This is a genomic window from Lactiplantibacillus fabifermentans DSM 21115 (assembly GCF_000498955.2).
GTDB classification, from domain to species: domain Bacteria; phylum Bacillota; class Bacilli; order Lactobacillales; family Lactobacillaceae; genus Lactiplantibacillus; species Lactiplantibacillus fabifermentans.
Genome location: NZ_AYGX02000100.1, coordinates 1 through 12,301, shown reverse-complemented (window position 1 = coordinate 12,301; position 12,301 = coordinate 1). Strand labels below are relative to the sequence as shown.

Annotated in this window: 15 protein-coding genes; 9 read left to right on the top strand and 6 right to left on the bottom strand. The window is 45.7% G+C overall.

The window, feature by feature from the left end:
• Positions 1 to 138 precede the first annotated feature (138 nt).
• Positions 139 to 267: a hypothetical protein gene (locus DY78_RS16795; protein WP_268872502.1), complete on the bottom strand. Its 129-nt coding sequence runs from the start codon at positions 265 to 267 to the stop codon at positions 139 to 141.
• A gap of 33 nt (positions 268 to 300) precedes the next feature.
• Between DY78_RS16795 and DY78_RS09175 the strand changes: the two genes are divergently transcribed.
• The gene (locus DY78_RS09175; RefSeq protein WP_024623749.1) at positions 301 to 1,137 is read left to right on the top strand and encodes a helix-turn-helix domain-containing protein; all 837 of its coding nucleotides are present in this window, start codon (positions 301 to 303) and stop codon (positions 1,135 to 1,137) included.
• Here the strand turns inward: DY78_RS09175 and DY78_RS09170 are convergent.
• The 4 genes from DY78_RS09170 to DY78_RS09155 all read right to left on the bottom strand — a co-directional run bounded on the left by DY78_RS09170 (position 1,119) and on the right by DY78_RS09155 (position 4,273).
• Entirely contained in the window at positions 1,119 to 2,048 is a 930-nt protein-coding gene (locus DY78_RS09170) for an NAD-dependent epimerase/dehydratase family protein (protein ID WP_024623750.1), read from the bottom strand. The two genes, DY78_RS09175 and DY78_RS09170, sit on opposite strands and share 19 nt — an antisense overlap.
• Positions 2,049 to 2,178: 130 nt before the next feature.
• Entirely contained in the window at positions 2,179 to 2,439 is a 261-nt protein-coding gene (locus DY78_RS09165; protein ID WP_024623751.1) for a hypothetical protein, read from the bottom strand.
• 144 nt (positions 2,440 to 2,583) lie between these two features.
• A complete protein-coding gene (locus tag DY78_RS09160; protein WP_024623752.1) occupies positions 2,584 to 3,363 on the bottom strand; it encodes an ABC transporter permease in 780 nt (259 codons plus the stop codon).
• Positions 3,356 to 4,273: an ABC transporter ATP-binding protein gene (locus DY78_RS09155; RefSeq protein ID WP_024623753.1), complete on the bottom strand. Its 918-nt coding sequence runs from the start codon at positions 4,271 to 4,273 to the stop codon at positions 3,356 to 3,358. Before DY78_RS09155 ends, DY78_RS09160 begins: the two co-directional genes overlap by 8 nt.
• A 401-nt stretch (positions 4,274 to 4,674) precedes the next feature.
• Between DY78_RS09155 and DY78_RS09150 the strand changes: the two genes are divergently transcribed.
• The 8 genes from DY78_RS09150 to DY78_RS09115 all read left to right on the top strand — a co-directional run bounded on the left by DY78_RS09150 (position 4,675) and on the right by DY78_RS09115 (position 11,785).
• Positions 4,675 to 5,565 (top strand): ABC transporter ATP-binding protein, encoded by an 891-nt coding sequence (locus DY78_RS09150; RefSeq protein WP_169817080.1) that lies wholly within the window; start codon positions 4,675 to 4,677, stop codon positions 5,563 to 5,565.
• Positions 5,566 to 5,578: 13 nt separating this feature from the next.
• Positions 5,579 to 6,352, top strand: coding sequence for an ABC transporter permease (locus DY78_RS09145; protein ID WP_024623755.1), 774 nt, complete (start codon positions 5,579 to 5,581; stop codon positions 6,350 to 6,352).
• 212 nt (positions 6,353 to 6,564) lie between these two features.
• Complete coding sequence (locus DY78_RS09140; protein WP_024623756.1) at positions 6,565 to 6,882, top strand: type II toxin-antitoxin system MqsR family toxin; 318 nt, start codon at positions 6,565 to 6,567, stop codon at positions 6,880 to 6,882.
• A 17-nt stretch (positions 6,883 to 6,899) separates the two neighbouring features.
• On the top strand, positions 6,900 to 7,916 hold the full coding sequence (locus tag DY78_RS15775) for a type II TA system antitoxin MqsA family protein (protein ID WP_081754384.1): 1,017 nt from the start codon (positions 6,900 to 6,902) through the stop codon (positions 7,914 to 7,916).
• A gap of 233 nt (positions 7,917 to 8,149) precedes the next feature.
• Positions 8,150 to 8,995, top strand: coding sequence for a Cof-type HAD-IIB family hydrolase (locus tag DY78_RS09130; RefSeq protein WP_024623758.1), 846 nt, complete (start codon positions 8,150 to 8,152; stop codon positions 8,993 to 8,995).
• 198 nt (positions 8,996 to 9,193) lie between these two features.
• On the top strand, positions 9,194 to 9,760 hold the full coding sequence (locus DY78_RS09125) for a helix-turn-helix transcriptional regulator (protein WP_024623759.1): 567 nt from the start codon (positions 9,194 to 9,196) through the stop codon (positions 9,758 to 9,760).
• Positions 9,757 to 10,485, top strand: a complete 729-nt coding sequence (locus tag DY78_RS09120; protein WP_029778777.1) for an ABC transporter ATP-binding protein — start codon at positions 9,757 to 9,759, stop codon at positions 10,483 to 10,485. Before DY78_RS09125 ends, DY78_RS09120 begins: the two co-directional genes overlap by 4 nt.
• Positions 10,478 to 11,785 (top strand): ABC transporter permease family protein, encoded by a 1,308-nt coding sequence (locus DY78_RS09115; RefSeq protein ID WP_024623761.1) that lies wholly within the window; start codon positions 10,478 to 10,480, stop codon positions 11,783 to 11,785. The genes DY78_RS09120 and DY78_RS09115 overlap by 8 nt, the downstream gene beginning before the upstream one ends.
• A gap of 257 nt (positions 11,786 to 12,042) precedes the next feature.
• On the opposite strand, the gene DY78_RS09110 is transcribed toward DY78_RS09115, so the two are convergent.
• On the bottom strand, positions 12,043 to 12,301 hold a 259-nt coding region (locus DY78_RS09110; RefSeq protein WP_056993518.1), incomplete at its 5' end, for a hypothetical protein.

The following is a 12,301-nucleotide window of genomic DNA, read 5'->3' as shown; positions in this document are numbered from 1 at the left end:
ATTTTTGAAATGAACCATTCATTCTTGCTTCGGATACTGTCCGAACCATGGGTAAGCCAGCCAATAAAAAAACGGCCAATACTGGCCGCTTTGAGCGTGAATTGCTGGTAAGATATGATACGCTATTATCGAAGTCGCTTAGTTTTTCAGATGTTGTCGGTAATAATAAAGCCCGATACTTAGGACCACGACAATGAAAATCGCGCGGATGATCCAAGTGACAACGAGACCGGTGAAGATTAATTGAACTAAAGTGGTTAATGACATCGTAGAATTCCTTTCTAAAATGGAGGTGGCATCATGGATGAGATGCAAGTTGCACAACAATTGGGGACAGTCCTCAAGCAGCAACGGCGTGCTCGCCATTTAACGCAAGCCCAATTGGCCGATGGTATTTGTACGCAGTCCCTGATTAGTTCTCTGGAAGCGGGGCGCTATTTGCCCAACGTGGTGTTATTTGCGCAGTTGTGCGAACGACTAGACTTGCCGATGCAACAGGCGTTGTTAGCGAATTATCCGGCGATTACGACGACGCAACAAGTGACGGAAAATGTCATTGAGCTGTGCAACCAGCACGCTTACGCAGATTTGTTGGCGTATTTAAATCATATTGAACCGCAGTTGCCGGAATCAGCGGATTTAGCGAGTTTTTACTATTATCGCGGCGTGGCGCGCTTTCAATCCGGACAGCCCCACGCCGATGCGGTCAGTGATTTACAATTAGCACTCAGCTATCCGCATTTGACAGCGGCGGTGAAGTTACTAATCGTGAACGCATTGGGCTTTTATTACATGCAAAGTGGCCAGTTGAAGTTGGGCCGAGCCTACTTTGATCAAGCCTTGGCTTTAATTGCTGCGGCCCCCACCTTTATGGCTAATCAAAGTGCGGTGGCCTACCAGCAAGCGTTATGCGCTTGGCAGCAACAGCAATTTCACCAAGCTATCACCCAGTTGCAAGCGGCGATTGCCGTAGCGACTGACCATGATTCTCACTATATGTTAGGCGACTTGCTCGTATTACTTGCGGCCTGTTTCGACCAAGTGCATGATGACGCGGCCGCCGCGCATTATCGGCAACAGGGCCAAACCTTAGCGCAACTATTTAAGACGCCACTGTATCAATTTTCAGCTGAATAACGCAGTAGAATACGTCCGCGGCCCCCGTGCTGTTGGGCGTTTTGTTGTGCTTGGGCCACTTGGGCGAAATCGTCAATTTCGCGAATAATGGGTTTTAACGTGTCGTCGGCCAACATTTGGAGCAATTGCTGATAACCGCTGGGCATGATGGGGCGGTTAGTGAAATGAAACCGTTGGGTCGGGCGCGTTGGTTGCCAGTGCGGTAAGCTCAGTGACCAGATGTCAATATTGGGAAAGTTTTGAGTCAAGGTGGTTAGCAAGGCGGGTTGACCGACCGCGTCGAGTAGATGGCTGGGAGTCGGGACTTGCGCCAATTGGGCTGTCAAGTCCGCTTGGTAATCGAGTTCATAATCACTTCCGAGATCGTGAATCCAAGCTTGATTGGCGGCACTCGTGACCGCAATGACAGTCAGTTGTTGTTGCTTGAGTAATTGAATTAAGGCCGTCCCGACGCCCCCCGTGGCCCCGGTGACTAAGACGGTAGCGTGGTCGGGGAGTTTAGCGGCTCGCATGACAGCCATGGCCGCATCAGCCCCGCCAATCAAAGTCGTGGCAGCTGCCAGTGAGACTGGGTCCGGGACTTTAAATAAATACGGTAGGCGAGGGACTTGGTTAATCTCGCGGGCACTCCCACGGGGGTTCACCCCTAAGACACGTTGGTTTAACCAATTTGTTGACCGTAATGGTCCGACGGCAGTCACGACTCCCGTAAAGCCATAGCTAATGACGTAAGGTGGACGCTGGTTATTTAGACTTTGCAGTTCACCTAAACCACTGCGCCAATCCCATGGTAAAACTGGGGTATAAGCGGTTTTGACATTGAGACTGATTGGCCCCGGGGGCGTGGTTGGAACATTGGTGAGCTGTAAGCCGGCGGTACCGTGATAGTTTTGTTGGATGATTGCTTGCATTTTGAGACCTCCTCTTGGAATGATTAGAAGTATAGGCGGTCGCAGCTGGAAAAAATAATTAGAATTCTGATATTAGTGGCTAAAAAAATACCGTCACGGCTAAAGCTTGCCGTGGCGGTATTAACTAATGTTAAATCGTAAATAATGAGAGCAACAAGACGATGGCATTAGTCTTGTTAATCAGGTGCCGTTGTTCCGCGCTGATTTCTGTGTGCTTGTTGAGTAAGACTTCACTGGTGACTAATAAAACAATGACGACTGCGCTCAGACCGGCCCGGGTGAAGGCAATCGGATTGCAGGTTAGTAGTTGTGCCCAATTAATCAACGTGCAAATTACCGCTAAAGCACACATCCCAATAGCGCCGAAACGGACATTATTTAATGCTTGCATCGAAACACCTTCTCTGATTGAATTGATGACGAATCCCCAAAAAAGTAGGGTATTTATACCTTTATTATTGAGCGAATCGCTAATCACGTCAAGCAAAGTTGGTACGAAAATTAAGGCACGTAACCCCCGCAATTTTCAGCCTGATTAGGCTTCTTTACGTGAGAAGAAGTAGAGTCCGATACCGAGAAAAATCATGATATAGACGAGATTTCCCCAGAGTAGTTGAGTGGTCGATAACCGCGTCATTTTGCCGACTATTTGCGGAAAGATGAGTTGAGAAGGATAGTTCAGGAAGTTCAGCGGATTCCATTTCAAAAATTCCCATTTTTTTATTAGTTGAAACATTAAGGTGCCGATGATAGTCAGCGAGAAATAGCCGACAATCCCTAGTGAAATAGCGGTACTACTCTTTTTTAAGGCTGCAGCAATTAAAAAGACGAGGCTCAAAATTAGCCACAAGTTCACATAGCCCCCGGCAATGGTAATTAACCATTGTTGCCAAATCGGTATTTTCATACCAGCAATTTTATCAGTTAACGCGAAGGTTTGATTGAAAAAGAGAAATTTATTGAGCAGCGATAAGAGCGAAATCAGTAAATACAGACCTAATGAATAAGTGAGGATGGCGAGCCATTTGCTGATAATAATGGCTTGGCGGGAAGTGGCGTGGGGGACCAGATTTTTTAACGTATCGTATTCAAATTCCGAGGTGATAATGGCCGCGGCGGCCGCAATCATGACCAAGGTCAAATAGGACGAAGTTGAAAAATTGGCAATAAAAAGACGCTTCGGAATGAAGTGGGTGCTATCGACATCGGCGAAGATGGCGAAGACAATGTTTTGCATGACTAATAAAACAACTAAGATCAGCGTGCTCCGCTTTTTGAGCAATTTGAAAACTTCTTGTTTATATAATCTAAGCATGTTGGGCCTCCGGTTGCGCGATTATTTTGAGGATGGATGCTTCTAAATCATCATCGAGGTGTCGAATATCTTGAATGAGGAGTTGCTGGTCGCCCAATAATTGCATGATCTTTTCAACGGATTGCTGGTCGGTAATGTCGACTAGCAGACCATCGCCCATGCTGACATGATAGTTAGCAGCCTGTAAAATCGTCACGGCCAGGTCATCGTCGTTGGTAGTCAATTGCACGCGATGTTGGCTTTGTGCGAGGAGTTCGGCCATGGTGGTTTCTTTAACGACGCTACCGTGGTCAATGACGATTAAATCATCGGCGAGTCGTTGGAGTTCACCTAAAATATGACTGGAAATTAAGAAAGTGGTCCCGGCCGCACTTTGTTTTAAGATTAACGCCCGTAGATCGTGTGTGGCTTGGGGGTCCAGCCCATTCAACGGTTCATCTAAAATGATTAATTGGGGCTGGTTCAAAAAGGCGATGGCGATGCCCAATTTTTGTTTCATGCCTAATGAATATTTTTGGGCCCGTTCATCGATAAAATTCTCCATGTGCAACTGGTTGATGAGGGTCGCAATGCTGGTCGTTGCCTGCGCGTCATCTTTAACGAATAGCTTTAAATGTTCCCGACCGGTCAAATAAGGATAGAGTCCTGGTGATTCAATTAGGGCGCCCACGCGATTCAAGGCGGCATGGTGGTTGAAGGCGACTGGGTCTGGACCAATCGAGATTTGGCCTTGATGACGAGCCAAACTTAAAATTGAGCGCATAATCGTCGTTTTGCCGGCGCCGTTAGCGCCAACCAGACCAATAATATGACCGGGCTGGCATTGAAAATTCACATCGAACAAGGTTTGGTGATGACCGTAGAACTTATTGAGATGTTGAACCGTAAGTGCCGCTGGGGTATTTTCCATTTGCAGGTCCTCCGTTGATTAATGTACATAACAGAAAATGATGGGATGTGTGCTGTTAGAATACTGCAAATAACTTGTTAAAACAATGGATTACCGCAAATTTGGTTGGGCGTTATTTAATCGATTTATATTAATGGTCAATTGTTGCGTTGATTGACAAACATAGAAAATCGGCGGTTGACTGATGAGAACAACTTTTTGACGGTAGTGACATTTTTTGTTTTCTTCACAATATTAATTGGCGTAATCGGAATAAAAATTCGTAGCAACCAAAAAATTTATGTGTAGAAATTCTTGGGTGTGCGTCACGGCCCATTTGTTTTAGCTGGAACTTATCGTTTGATGATATACTGGATTAGTAGGGATAAGTTACTGAGGGGGAATGCAGCATGGCGACCGCTATCGCAAGTATTGCGCAACTGAGCAAAACGATTGGTCAACATCAGATATTGACTGACATTAATTTTGAAATTCCACAAGGGAAAATTGTCGGCCTGATTGGGGCGAATGGTGCTGGTAAGACGACCATTATGAAGGCGATGTTAGGAATCACCGCCTTTACCGGCAACATTCAAATTGACGGTGGGCCAATCACGACGGCCCAGCATCGTACGCTGGCTCATGTGGGGGCGTTAATTGAGTATCCCGGGCTGTACCCGTATTTAACTGCGCGGCAACAACTGCAACTTTATGCGACTGGGCCGTCGACCGCTAGCAAGGCGGCCAAAGTGCAGACCATCATCGAACAGTTTCAAATGACGTCGTATGCGGATACAAAAACTAAGAAATTCTCACTGGGAATGAAACAAAAATTAGGCGTGGCGTTAGCCTTTTTTAATGAACCGGACTTGATTGTTTTAGATGAGCCCCTCAATGGCTTAGATCCACGGGCCACGAAACATTTGCGGGACTTGATTCTTGCAGCTAAGGCGCGTGGTGTCTCGTTCTTGATTTCGAGTCATTTGTTGGTGGAGTTACAAAAGGTCGCCGATGAAGTGGTGATTATTGACCATGGTCGTGTGATTAAAGCGACGACGATGGCTAACTTGTTAGCACAAGCGCAGCCCTATTACGTCATCAAAACGACTGACGATGCCGCGGCCCGCGCGGTATTAACGGCGGGAAAATTTCCCGTTCTGGCTGGTCCGCAACTTAAACTAGCTAAAACGGATGTGCCGTTGAATGCCGCGCTAGCCCAATTATTAGCGGCCGATTGCCAGATTTTGGATATTTCACGACCAACGGGAGATTTAGAAGCATCATTATTGGCCGTGTTGTCGGCGGAACATTAAAGGGGGCTGGGGTATGTTGACACTAATTAAGCAAGAGTTTTATAAATTGATTCATCAACCGAGCACGCGCAATTTGTTAATCGTGCTACCACTAATTCAAATTGGCGCGTTGGGGTATTCGGTTAAGTATCCGGGAATGTTGCCGCCAACCACGGCCGTATTGGATAACTTTTTAGGGTTTATTACGATGACAATCTATCTCATTGCCAAAGCCAGTACGCTAACATCTAGCGAGCTACAGTTTGGCACAATGCGCGCACTACGCTATCGCCAATATTCGGCCAACCAAGTGTTAATTAGCAAATGGCTGATGTTATTCATTTATTCAGTCGGCTTGTTTTTATATAGTAATATCGTGACTTTAATTTTAAAGGCCCTCTTTTTGGCCCACCGGGTTCGCTTTTCAATGCTCAGTAAAACGGGTGAAACTCTTTGGCATAGTTGGGTCTTCACCGATATTAATAAATTTATAACGTTGTGGTTTTTATTGAGTATTGTGTTGTTGATGGGAACCTTGTTTTCCAGTTCAACGCCGGCGATCGTCATCGGAATTATCGGTTATTTCGTTATTAATATTTTCAATCAGTTATTTTTTATGGCGATTGACAAGTATGACTGGTTGAAATGGAATCCGATTAATATGATGAATCTAGGCAGTCAGCTATCAGAGCATGCCTACTCACAAGTCACGCACTTATCGCTGGGTGCGATTAGCTGTGGCTATGTAGTGTATCTCGTATTGTTCTTGTATTTGGCGTTGCTAGTTTTCCGGCGACGTTCAATTTAGGCTCTCAATTAAATAAGTATGAAGCGGCATTGGCTCAATCGGTTATTCGGATTGAGCCTTTTTTCGTTGCTGAAGCTTAAATGTTTAGAAGTGAGTTGTGAGAGTGATGTGGAAACAATTGTGCAATGCTTAATTGTGTGAGTTAAATAGTTTGCTACAAAATTGTAGCAATGCTATCATGAAGTCCAACTTAAATGTGGGGGTTAGGTGCGATGAGGACGAACAATGAGATGATTCGCCGTTTTTTGTTAGCATTTAAAAAAGCTGTTAGCCAAGGAAATTGGGAAATTTTACAGCGTCGAGCGATATATGCTAGCAGCCTCGAACTAAATATTACCCAAATAAAAATTTTGCTGCTGCAATTAACTCCAGATGAGTATTTTTCTGGTCCAACAATTGATCGTAATCGGCGCACAGAACTTCTGTGGGTATTTCATAAAGATGCTGATTCTGGAACGTATTTTTACATAAAACTAAAGTTGGTAGCAGGGCATGCGAAGGTAATTTCCTTCCATAAAACAATTTATTAGAATGAAAGGTGCTCATAATGAAAACAACAATTCAAACAATTGAGGAAACTTATGAGATTCGTGATGAAGCAATCAAAGTTAGTGCTAAAGCCCGCTTTAATTGTGACACGGGTGAGCAAGTATTTGATGAAGATTTAGATAACGTTGCGATCAATTTGGCTTTTGATAAGTACCGTACGCTGCACAATATGATTACGCCACCGCGTATCAAACAGCTACGGCACATTTATGGCTTAAGCCAACGAGACTTTGCCGCGTTACTTGGTTGGTCTGCGACGACGGTAGCAACATATGAAACCGGGGCATTGCCATCGACGGCCAACAGTCAATTATTAACGACCCTTGAACAACGGCCAACGATTGCGCAATCAATGTTGGCGACGGCGATAAAAATGATGACTGACCGCGGAAAGCAGGCTTTTCAAGTGCACATGTCTCAGCTAGACGCGGCCGAAGCGCAAACTTGGATTCAAAGAGGCATTAACAGCCGCTTCGTTAAAACGAATGGCACTGAATTTGCCGGTTATGGCCAGTTTGATTTTGAAAAATTCACGCAATTAGTCTTGTACTTTGTCACGGCCATGCCACTAATCACAACCTCTAAACTCAATAAATTATTGTTTTATACCGATTTCAAATATTTTGCGGAAAATACGGTTTCGATTACTGGTACTGCTTATTTACGATTACCGCATGGCCCAGCGCCCGAAAGCTATCAATTGTTATATGGGGCGTTGGAAAGTGCCCACTGCATTGAAACGATTGAGATGGCCACTCATGAAGATGAATGGACCGGCTTTAAGGCGTTGGTGCCCGTTGATGAACAGCTACTGACGGCTCAAGAACTTGCCGTGATGGCTGATACGGTTGCCCGGTTTTCAACGACGCACGATGCGTCATTGACGGACCTGACGCATCAAGAACCAGCTTGGCAACATTATCAGATGGGCGAACCGATTTCATATTTGACGGCCGCGACGTTGTCGACTTTGAATGGCGATTGGTCGCAAAGTGATGATGTTGAAGAATCATAGTCGGGTAAGCACTGAACGCTTATTTCCATTAATGATTAAATCCCAGCAATGAAGCAGTTTTAGCATGATATGAGTGCTTAAAAGCGTAGCGTTAACTTTGACGGTGATAATTGAAGTTAACGCTACTTTTTAATTAATTGAAAATTGATGAAGCAATGGGAACTTTTGCAGTACAATAGTATTGTAAGGGGATTCATGAGTGACGGAAATCATCATTTGGAGGGGTCAACAGCATGAAAGTCTTTTTTGCAGATTTAGATGGGACCTTGTTGAATCGCGATAAGCACATCTCGGTGGGAAACGTCGCGGCCATTAAACGTTGGCAACAAGCCGGCAATCAATTTGTCATTGCGTCGGGGCGCTATGTGACCGATGTGCAGCAATTGTTGGCGGCAGTTGAATTGTCATTACCGATTATTGGCTTAAATGGCGCGTTAACGATGACGGAAAATGGGCGCGTCGTTAGTACGCTACCCTTGCAGCAAAATTTAGCCACCATTCAAGCGATTCAGGACCAATGTGAGCAGGCCCATTTTATCTATTTGATTTATACACGTCACGGTAGTTTTGTTCGGCAATATCCGGATATGATGACTAATTTAGATCGCCTGGCAGGGGCTAGTACTGCTAGTGGGGCACCACGGCTTAAAAAGATGCAGTTTTATTTTCATCAGTTTTATCAGAAGTTGCAACCTTTGTCCCAAGCGTTTCAGCTCGCTGATGACGATGCGTTACTGAAATTTGAAATCTTCTCAGAACAGCCAGAAAAGTTAGCGACATTGCGGCAAATGTGTGGCGATAACTTTGAAGTGACCCAATCGTCACCGCGTAATACGGAGATTACGGCCGTTGGGGTGAATAAAGGCTTAGCGGTTAAAAATTATTTGCTGCACGGGGATTGTGACGAAAGTATCGCGATTGGCGACGGCTTAAATGATATCAGCATGTTCAAAGTGGTTGATCAAGCGATTGCGATGCACAACGCCGTGCCGGCCAATCAACAAGCTGCGGACTGGCTGACGGGTGATAACGACGCTGACGGAGTTGCCCAGGCGATTGACCGGATATTGGCAGAGTAGTGGCGACGATTAAAAATTCATTAGATAAAAACGTGTTGAACTTGGAATAAAGTCAGCACGTTTTTTCTGATATTGCTAGGCTAATTTAAAAATTATTTTGTGATGAAAAGCCGGTGTATCAATACCTATCAAATAAATTGTTAGTTAAAATAGTCCCGTTATGGTGTACTTGAGTTGTTGCAAAAGGAGGAAATTGGCATGATAGATTCAATCGGGAAACGGATTAAACAACAACGGGAAAGATTAGCGCTCACGCAAGGACAAGTGGCGGAACGGTTGTACGTCACCCAACAAACGGTTGCGCGCTGGGAAAGTGACAAGCATGTGCCGCCAGTTAAAGCCATTCAAGATTTGGCAACCTTATTTGACTGTGACGCGGCGTTCTTTTTCGGGGAAAATCGGATGGTTGCGCGCAAGTTTAACGCGTTGGCTTTTATTGGTAGTATGGTCGTTAATGTCACACTGTTTGTCTTGGCATTTTTAGTGTTGGTCCCATTGCAGCTCACGCTAATTGGGATGACCATCGCGGGGCTAATTGCTCCGATTGCGGTTTTTTGGCAGCATGTCCAAGGGATACAACCGTTAACGGCTAGTCGGGTCGTCGCAAGTTTCGTCATGCTGGGCATCGCACTAGGGGCCTTGCCGCTAATTCGACAACTCGTTCGGTACGCGGGCCGGATATTGCGAGCCTATTATCGCTATAACTTGAATGCGATTGTTTATGAAGTTGTGCCGCCCGTCCAGCGTGAGGAGGATGCAAAATGACGGTTATTTTAGCTGCCCAGCATGTGTGCAAGCAAGTTGATGACCATGGTCGGTCACTGCTACAAGATATCAATCTGACTGCTCAAGCCGGGGAATTCTTGAGTGTGATTGGGCCATCGGGTTCGGGGAAAACAACGTTGTTGCAATGCTTGTCGGGGTTACAATCAGTCACGACCGGCCAAGTCGAGCTATTCGGCAAGCCATTGACACATTTAACGGCGAGCCAACAATCACAACTACGCCGAACGGAGCTTAGTTTTATTTTTCAATCGTATAATTTGTTACCGGCGTTATCAGTGCTGGACAATATTGCGTTACCCTTACGTTTAACCCATCAGGCCGTTGAGCGACAAAAAATTGAAGCGCAATTAGCCGCGTTACAATTTCACGCCGATTTAAAACAGTTGCCAGCCCAACTGTCTGGGGGCGAACAACAAAAAGTCGCCATTGTCCGGGCCTTGATGACACAAGCCAAGCTAATCTTTGCCGATGAACCGACCGGCGCATTGGATTCGGTTTCCCGAGAATTGATTTTTTCACGACTCCGACATTTAGCAGCGCAAGGCGTCGGGATTGTCATGGTGACGCATGATATCGAATTAGCGGCGCAAACCGACCGCGCCGTGGTTTTACGCGATGGTCAATTAGTCGCTGAATATCAGACCCCGAACGAAGCAACTTTGTTGGCAGCCTTGCACGAGAAAGCGGTGCTGACTAATGCTTAAATTAGGATGGTTACAGTTCAAGCATGCCTGGTCATGGTGGGCCTTAACCAGTGGTAGTTTACTAGTTGCTGGCTGGATGGTAGGGACGTGTTTAACTGGCTTATTGGCCTTGCGGGCCGCTTTGCCGACGCTGGTTGCTGCCGGCCATGATCCGCGACCATTATTTTTGATACCGTTAGTGTTAGGTGGGGTGACATTATTTTTAGTTTTGACGGGTATCATTCGAGCAGTTTTAAATGAATTACAAGCTGAATATCGGTTATGGGCCATTCAAGGGGCTAATCCACGTCAAATTGCGAGTCTAGTGGCTGTTCAGCTAGGACTGACCGGTTTTTTCAGCAGTCTGCTGGGGTGGTTATTAGCAATTAGTACGATTAGTTATGCGTATACTCAGCTACAAGGGTGGATTGGAACAGTGTGGCTGCCAAGTGTCCCACTATTGCCAACGCTTTCTGGGGCCTTATTGACAGTTGGCGGCGTGACGTTATTGAGCGTCATCGCTGGTTTTGCCCATACTTGGCGAATCCTTTATCAGGCGAAGGCGGCCAAAATTAGTCGCTGGTTGCGGCTAGTATTTGGTGGTGGCGTATGTGTTGTAGCGATATGGGGCCTGGGGCAAACCATCGTTCAAATTAGGCAAACGACTGGTAATGGCTTGTTGATGGCCATGGCTTGGTGGCTTTTGTTAGTCATTGGGATTGGACCGCTTGGTAGTAATGGCATTTTGACGGCGATTAGATTAAGCGACCACCCGCTGATGTTGAAGCTCGCCGCTTGTCAGTTGCGCCAACGTAGCGAACAACTGAGCAGCGTTGTGCGACCATTATTAGTGTTGCAAACGTTGTTGACCGGAATTTTGCTTGCATTGTATGGGTTTGATAGCGGCACGGTTGATGGTCAAAATGTTATTGTAACGCTACTCATGTATATCGGGGCGCCGGCCTTAGTCGTTATTGTGAATTGTGGGGGCTTGACGACGCTGGAAAGCCATCATCAAATGGTCAATTTGCAGCAGCTAAAGATTGCGGGGCTGACCCCAGTCGAGTTATGGCGCGAACGGTTAGCCGAAAGCGGCGCATATGGCCTAGTCTTTTTGATCCAAGCATTGGTGATTGATGGCTTTTTATACACCTTAGTCGACTTAAGTGGGCAAGCGCGTTTGCGTTTTGCTAGGGCGATTACGATCGGCGTACCACTGATAATTGCTGGTGGGATATGGTTATTAGTGAGTTTGATTAATTTGGCATGGTTGTGCCACTGGCAACGTCAAAAGTCACCAAAAGTGGTTAGTCAGTTGTGATATCGGTGGTAATCAATATTTTCCGGCTTTTGATTGCCGACAGAAAAAGATTTCAAAATATTAAATAAGTATTTGATACCGGTGATAGTGAGTACTGCAATTGTCCTAATTATTGGGATTCACATGTTTTCGTAAACAAATCGGTTGTAGGATGAGTTCAAAGCGCCAACACTCGCTATTACTTTTGAATTTACAAAAAGCCATCCTTAACCCCCCAAGGTGGGGGCTTAAGGATGGCTTTGAAATAGTTATCGGTACTATTTAATAAGCTGGGCCCGCCATTTAGTGACCAACTGCTGCCACCAGCTTTGAACGGCAGCATTGTCTTGCAAATTAAACGCCATAAATAACAGACTTAATCCGGCAATCATCCAAGCAAACACGGCTTGATGGGTTCCGAGGCGCGTCACGAAACTTGGTCGGTAACGGACTGTCAAGACGTTGCGGCCTTTGTGTTGTTTAACGGTAGATTGTAAAATTAATCCGAACGCTGTTCGGACAAAAAAGATCAGCTTC